This window comes from Oceanimonas sp. CAM02 (assembly GCF_032842915.1).
Lineage (GTDB): Bacteria > Pseudomonadota > Gammaproteobacteria > Enterobacterales > Aeromonadaceae > Oceanimonas > Oceanimonas smirnovii.
Genome location: NZ_JAWJBK010000042.1, coordinates 1 through 4,901, shown reverse-complemented (window position 1 = coordinate 4,901; position 4,901 = coordinate 1). Strand labels below are relative to the sequence as shown.

General features: G+C 51.9%; 6 protein-coding genes and 1 pseudogene. 6 read left to right on the top strand and 1 reads right to left on the bottom strand.

Annotated features, from left to right (window positions below):
* The 4 genes and pseudogenes from R0I78_RS14890 to R0I78_RS14875 all read left to right on the top strand — a co-directional run.
* A pseudogene (locus R0I78_RS14890) lies at positions 1 to 216 on the top strand (mobilization protein); the annotation flags it as partial.
* Positions 217 to 219: 3 nt separating this feature from the next.
* The gene (locus R0I78_RS14885; RefSeq protein ID WP_023343075.1) at positions 220 to 435 is read left to right on the top strand and encodes an MbeD family mobilization/exclusion protein; all 216 of its coding nucleotides are present in this window, start codon (positions 220 to 222) and stop codon (positions 433 to 435) included.
* Positions 436 to 705: 270 nt separating this feature from the next.
* Positions 706 to 1,620 carry a lipid A hydroxylase LpxO gene (gene lpxO, locus R0I78_RS14880; protein ID WP_023343074.1) on the top strand — a complete coding sequence of 305 codons (915 nt, stop codon included), beginning with the start codon at positions 706 to 708 and terminating at the stop codon, positions 1,618 to 1,620.
* A gap of 399 nt (positions 1,621 to 2,019) precedes the next feature.
* Positions 2,020 to 2,481: a hypothetical protein gene (locus tag R0I78_RS14875; RefSeq protein WP_065707752.1), complete on the top strand. Its 462-nt coding sequence runs from the start codon at positions 2,020 to 2,022 to the stop codon at positions 2,479 to 2,481.
* Between the two features lie 254 nt (positions 2,482 to 2,735).
* Here R0I78_RS14875 and R0I78_RS14870 read toward each other — a convergent pair whose 3' ends face one another.
* On the bottom strand, positions 2,736 to 2,846 hold the full coding sequence (locus R0I78_RS14870) for a hypothetical protein (RefSeq protein WP_048246078.1): 111 nt from the start codon (positions 2,844 to 2,846) through the stop codon (positions 2,736 to 2,738).
* Between the two features lie 643 nt (positions 2,847 to 3,489).
* Here R0I78_RS14870 and R0I78_RS14865 point away from each other — a divergent pair.
* Complete coding sequence (locus R0I78_RS14865) at positions 3,490 to 3,813, top strand: MobC family plasmid mobilization relaxosome protein (protein WP_001445156.1); 324 nt, start codon at positions 3,490 to 3,492, stop codon at positions 3,811 to 3,813.
* Positions 3,803 to 4,901: plasmid mobilization relaxase MbeA (gene mbeA / locus R0I78_RS14860; RefSeq protein WP_410506594.1), on the top strand; the 1,099-nt coding region annotated here is incomplete at its 3' end. The genes R0I78_RS14865 and mbeA, both read left to right, overlap by 11 nt.

Sequence of the window (4,901 nt, the reverse complement as noted above, 5' to 3'; positions counted from 1 at the left end):
TCGAACGCGGCCATTCTGTGGTGGCAGAGTCAGCAGATACTCGACAATTACGTGAGCATCCGGGAGCAGAAGAGCACGCAGGCGATGCTGTCCGAGCGGAACAGCGGCGTGCAGCTCTCGACCTGCGGCGAGCAGAGACGCCGCTGCGTGAGGGTGAACCCGGAAGCGGGACGGTTCGGAGAGGATTCGAGCTGGATGATACTGGCGGGGAAATAGCACATGACAGAGCTGGAAAAACAGTTGCTGAGCGCATTAGAGCAGCTACAGCAGGACTACTCGAAAAGGCTGGACGAGTGGGAGAGCGCCTTCGCGGAATGGCGGACGATGTCTGGTCTTATGCAACGGGAGAACGCGGCGCTGAGCGAGCGCGTCACGGGCTTGAGCAGGCAGGTGCAGAGTTTGAGCGATCAGCTGCGCCGGTTGTCGAGCGGCTGAATGCCGTCGAGCTGCAGCAGGTGCGGGAGGCGCGGCATCAGAAAGCGCTGGAGCTCGAACGATCACAGCGACAGCGGGTATATCACGGTCCGTCCCTTTGATTCATTTCAGCATAATTCCTGCTGAAATCCTCTCTGCCTGTGTAGTAGATATGTTCTGGTGAAGCTTCGATTATACTATTGATAAATAGCATTTAGATTATAATTTAAGTGCATTCATTATGTTATCTTTAAGAGATTTTTATTATTGGCGTGAACAAGGAATATACACATGCTGTCACTTATTATTATTTTTGTTTTTCTTATCAGTGTATTGTATGCGCATTCTCGCGGTAAAATAAAACAAAAGTTTTCCAGGCAGTTATTTGATCATTCAACATTTATGGCTCCGATAAATATGTTTATGACAGGCTTTTCGAAGCTGCCGTCAAAGCAGGCATGGTTTCCCCCAGAAACATTTCCTGAACTTCAACCATTAATTGATAACTGGCAGGTTATAAGAGACGAAGCTGTTAATTTGCAAGGGCACATTAAATCATCTGAAAAAAATAATGATGCAGGATTTAATACATTTTTTAAGCGCGGTTGGAAGCGCTTTTACCTCAAGTGGTATGGAGATGCTCATCCATCAGCGGAGCGGCTTTGCCCAGTAACAACCCAACTGGTTAGCTCTATTCCCTGTATTAAAGCAGCGATGTTTGCTGAATTGCCTTCAGGAAGCCATTTAGGAAAGCATCGTGACCCTTATGCCGGTTCAGTTCGTTATCATTTAGGATTATCAACACCAAATGATGAACGGTGTTTTATTGAAGTTGATGGTGTACGCCGCAGTTGGCATGATGGTGAAGTGATAATTTTTGACGAAACTTTTGTTCACTGGGCTCAGAATGATACCGAGCAGACACGTATTATTTTGTTCTGTGATATAGAAAGGCCGATGAAGTGGCGGTGGTCACAAAAAATAAATAGGTGGATAGGTGGGGTGCTAATGTCAGCGGCAGCATCACCCAACGATAATAATGACAGGACTGGTGCTATAAATCATTTATTTAAATATGTTAATGCTATTCGTGATGCAGGTCAGAAGCTAAAAAAAAGGAATCGAAAACTATATTATTTGATTAAAAATGGAGTTATTTCTTTGATTTTTGTTTGGCTTGCTGTCTCAGTGTTTAGATGGCTGTGATTTGTTTTTTTCTATTGAGTCATACATAAATTTGGGTCTTCTATGCTCAATGTATGGTTATAGATAAAAATCGCCTGCTAAAAAATTCTATTGAAATCTTTTTAGTAAGAAAGGCCCGAATCTGACGCTCAGCGGGCCTTTCGTGAAGAAGTGCGGCAGTAGACAGATTTCATCTGATCACGTTCATGTGCTGCTGTGCAATTAAGCGTTTCTTTCGGAGCTTTCACGGTATTTCCTTCACGAAACCGGCCGCCATTCACTCTTGTGCATAGCCATGCAGCCGCGCAGAAATTATCAGGGGCGTTTTTCAGGGTTTGGGCCGGGGAAAGGTGCCGGAAACGGCCCTCAGGCCGCAGAAACGCGCTGAGGGGCTCTCAGGGGGTGCGGCCAAGAAGCGTTATGGTAAATACATATTATGGTTATTTATTAGGAGTAACTCTGGGAGAGTGGGCTATGGGATCAGATGTTCAATGGCAGATAGATAATGGTTATTTGGCGCAAGTTATGGGGGATTTTTCGACAGAGTCGCCTAGCTTTGAAACGCCAATGTTTGGGCGATATTTTGATACCTTTCAAGCTGCTATACATGTTGCAAAAGCTTTCCCAGGGAGTACGTTGCAGCCATCAGAGTACGAAGATAAAACTGGGATGCTAATACGTCATTATTATGTGGATTGTCATCCGTATTATGATCGACTCCCTCCTGAAAAAAGCGATAATTTTCAGTATGATGAGTACCCTTCTGCTATTCATGTGGCTGCGTGTATTGATCAAGCTAGCAAAGAACTCGACGAACTATTGTTTGGTGGTGGATATGGGGAAAATGGTGAGGGGCATGCAAGCCCGATAATTTTATATTAGTGTTAGGGGCGGAGGGATATTATCCAATTTGTAAAATGATCTTCTTGAGATCGTTTTGCTCTGCGCGTAATCTCTTGCTCTGAAAACGAAAAAACCACCTGGGGAGGTGGTTTTTCGAAGGTTCAGTAAGTTGGGGAACTTCTGAACCGTGGTAACAGTCTTGTGCGAGACGTGTCACCAAATCTGTCCTTCCAGTGTAGCCGTAGTCCGGCCACCACTTCAAGAACTCTCGATACATCTCTCGCACATCCTGCTTACCAGTGGCTACCGCCAATGGCGATTTTGTCGTGTCTTTCCGGGTTGGACTCAAGTTGATAGTTACCGGAATGGGCGTGGTAGTCGGACTGAACGGGGGGGTCGTGCATACAGTCCAGCTTGGAGCGAACTGCCTACCCGGAACTGAGTGTCAGGCGTGGAATGAGACAAACGCGGCCACATAACAGCGGAATGACACCGGTAAACCGAAAGGCAGGAACAGGAGAGCGCACGAGGGAGCTACCAGGGGGAAACGCCTGGGATCTTTATAGTCCTGTCGGGTTTCGCCGCCACTGATTTGAGCGTCATATTTCGTGATGCTTGTCAGGGGGGCGGAGCCTATGGAAAAACGGCAACGCCGCATCCTTTTCCCAGCCCTTCCTGATTTGAGCGCCATCTCTTTATCCCGCCATTCGTGAGCCGGTAACGCCCGCCGCAGTCTCACGGCAGGAGCGTAGCGACCGAGTGAGCGAGGAGGCGTCATTTCATCGTCCCCAGCATTTCGCACTTACGCCCCACAGACGCATTTTTTACCTGCCACATGAAGCACTTCCCTGAATTCCCACTTCGATTTACCATATTAAGCCAGTATACACTCCGCTAGCGCTACGTGACTGGTTCAGGGCTGCGCCCCGAAACCCGCTAAAACCACTGACGCGCCTGCGGCTTGTCCAACACCGCGCCGACCGGGAAAAGATTTCCCGCCCGTCCCGGCGTTATCAGGAGGCCGGATTGGCAGACAAACGCAGCAAAATGCTCACGATGTGGGTGACCGAGGATGAGCACCGGCGTCTGCTGGAGCGCTGCGACGGTAAACAGCTTGCAGCCTGGATGCGCCAGACGTGCCTGGACGAGAAACCCGCCCGCGCCGGCAAGCTTCCCTCGATCTCGCCGGCGCTGCTTCGTCAGCTTGCCGGCATGGGGAACAACCTTAACCAGATTGCCCGGCAGGTTAACGCCGGTGGTGGCAGCGGGCACGACCGCGTGCAGGTCGTCGCCGCGCTGATGGCCATAGATGCCGGACTCGAGCGGCTGCGGCATGCCGTGCTGGAAAAGGGTGCAGACGATGATCGTTAAGTTTCACCCGCGAGGGCGCGGCGGTGGCGCCGGTCCGGTGGATTATCTGCTGGGGAAAGACCGACAGCGCGAGGGCGCCACCGTTCTGCAGGGGAAGCCGGAAGAAGTCAGGGAGCTTATCGACGCCTCACCCTACGCAAAAAAGTACACATCCGGCGTCCTGTCCTTTGCCGAAAAGGATTTACCGCCCGGGCAGCGCGAAAAGCTGATGGCGAGCTTTGAACGGGTTCTGATGCCCGGACTCGACAAAGACCAGTACAGCGTGCTGTGGGTTGAGCACCAGGATAAGGGGCGGCTGGAGCTGAACTTCCTGATCCCGAACACGGAGCTGCTGACTGGCAAGCGTCTCCAGCCGTATTACGACCGCGCCGACCGTCCGCGCATTGATGCCTGGCAGACCATCGTGAACGGCAGGCTGGGGCTGCATGACCCGAACGCGCCTGAAAACCGGCGGGCGCTGGTCACGCCGTCCGCGCTGCCGGAAACGAAGCAGGAAGCCGCTCAGGCAATTACACGGGGTTTACTGGCCTTGGCCTCGTCCGGGGAGCTGAAAACCCGCCAGGACGTCACTGAGGCGCTGGAAAGCGCAGGTTTTGAGGTGGTACGCACCACAAAAAGCAGCATCAGCATTGCCGACCCGGACGGGGGGCGAAACATCCGACTGAAGGGAGCCATCTATGAACAGTCTTTTAACGCTGGCGAAGGACTTAGAGCAGAAATCGAAAGCGCAGCAGCAGAGTACCGGCGAGATGCTGAAAGCCGCATTCAGCGAGCACGAGAAGTCTGTCAGAGCGGAACTGAGCGAAAGCGAGAAGAGAATCAGCGCCGCCATCCTCGACCACGACCGGAAGCTGTCCTCAGCCATGAGCCAGCGTACGAAAGGGATGCTGCGCATGGTCAGCCAGACGTGGCTGACCATCGTCCTGGTCTCCGTGCTGCTGATCGCCTCGAACGCGGCCATTCTGTGGTGGCAGAGTCAGCAGATACTCGACAATTACGTGAGCATCCGGGAGCAGAAGAGCACGCAGGCGATGCTGTCCGAGCGGAACAGCGGCGTGCAGCTCTCGACCTGCGGCGAGCAGAGACGC